The following is a 706-nucleotide window of genomic DNA, read 5'->3' as shown; positions in this document are numbered from 1 at the left end:
GAGGCCATCGTGTGGATGGTACGCTAAACAACGTTTGGCATGAACAATAAAGGAACGATCAGGCGGCACGAGCCTGTTTCGACAGATTGAGCGTCTTGCGGCCCGCAGAAGCTGCGGCTTTGTCCCAGAGGAAGTCTCCGGAAAAGGCGATGTGCTCCCATCCCACCGGGGAAGTATGCGCCAGCAGGTCCTCCGGGACGACCGCCGATGTTGAGCGCAGATGTGTGACGGCGGTTTGCAGATAGACTGTATTCCAGTAGACGATCGCCGCGATGACGAGATTGAGGCCCGACGCCCGGTATTGCTGGGCTTCATGGCTGCGGTCGATGATCCGTCCCTGGCGGAAGGTATGGATTGCCTGGGTCAGCACATGCCGCTGCTCGCTGTTGTTGAGCCCTGCCTGACATCTCTGCCGCAGATCAGGGGTTTCGAGCCAGTCGAGCATGAACAGAGTGCGCTCGATCTTGCCGATTTCCTGGAGTGCGACGTCGAGCCGATTCTGGCGCTCATAGGCAGCAAGCTTGCGCAACATCCTGGAGGGCGCGACATGCCCGGCCTTGATTGATCCGACAAGCCGCAGCACGTCCTCCCATTGTTCCCGAATGATGTCGGTGCGGATGGTTTTGCCAAGCAGCGGGCTGATGGAGGGATAGGAACTGGCCGGTGCGATGGACGCCAGGCGTCTATCCGGAAAGTCGCGCAGGCG

The 706-nt window shown here is 59.9% G+C and carries 1 protein-coding gene; it reads right to left on the bottom strand.

Features of this window, described 5'->3' with window-relative positions:
• Positions 1 to 58: 58 nt before the first annotated feature.
• Positions 59 to 706: Tn3 family transposase (locus HKD27_RS16285; protein WP_194690227.1), on the bottom strand; the 648-nt coding region annotated here is incomplete at its 5' end.

The sequence above is a fragment of the Gluconobacter sp. R75690 genome, from assembly GCF_015244525.1.
Classification (GTDB): Bacteria; Pseudomonadota; Alphaproteobacteria; order Acetobacterales; family Acetobacteraceae; genus Gluconobacter; species Gluconobacter potus.
The sequence above is the reverse complement of the archived record's forward strand: the minus strand, read 5'-3'. Positions and strand labels throughout refer to the sequence as shown.